This is a genomic window from Thermodesulfovibrionales bacterium (assembly GCA_026417875.1).
Classification (GTDB): Bacteria; Nitrospirota; Thermodesulfovibrionia; order Thermodesulfovibrionales; family CALJEL01; genus CALJEL01.
Genome location: JAOACK010000125.1, coordinates 1 through 745, shown reverse-complemented (window position 1 = coordinate 745; position 745 = coordinate 1). Strand labels below are relative to the sequence as shown.

Annotated in this window: 2 protein-coding genes; both read right to left on the bottom strand. The window is 36.9% G+C overall.

What is annotated here, in order from left to right:
- On the bottom strand, positions 1-423 hold a 423-nt coding region (locus tag N2257_10760; GenBank protein ID MCX7794865.1), incomplete at its 3' end, for a hypothetical protein.
- Between the two features lie 62 nt (positions 424-485).
- Positions 486-745 (bottom strand): helix-turn-helix domain-containing protein (locus tag N2257_10755; protein MCX7794864.1); only part of this gene is annotated, 260 nt, incomplete at its 5' end.

Sequence of the window (745 nt, the reverse complement as noted above, 5' to 3'; positions counted from 1 at the left end):
TGTAAATGATGGCTTAACTATGCTTAGGGATCTGTTACAGGTAGCCACTGAATAGCCTTTCTCCATGAAGTGAGTCTGAAGCAGTTCAACTTCTTTGTTACTAATTTGATAGATTTTAAGTTTTTTAAACCACTCAGGAAGAATAGATGGAATATATCTTTTTATCTTGTAATATAGATGTCTTCCTTTACACCATTTTAAGTATTGCTCCTGATAGTATTCAGCATAAGAAGGTTTTTTAGCCTCTGGCTCTTTTGGCTCTTTTCTCTGGATTCTTAAATTGCCTTGTCTAAGTTCAAGTAACACTTTTGCATAAATGGATTGAGCTTCTGTCTTATCCTGAGTGTTGCAACTAAAACGATACTGCTTACCATTATGGGTAACAGAAGCCCACCATACATTGCCACGCTTAAACAATCCCATGGTTACCTCCTCATTGTGGCAATGCAAGGTTTACCGAGCTTGTCAAAGAGCTTTTTCATAATTTAACCCCTTGAAAGGATTTTTTCAAGAACTTTTTTTGCCACTGCCTCAGTCCTTTCTGTAGGCTCATAAATTATGGTTCTCTCTGAGATTAACTCCATTATGTCTGTCTCCCTGATTCTTATTGCCTTACTTGAAAGCCTTACACAAGGAAGCTTGCCTGTCTTTATGTACTTGTAAAGGGTTCTCTTTGATATCTTAAGAATGTTGCAAGCTTCCCTTGTGTTAAGCAGTCTCACTTTTACTTGTAATAGTCTATATG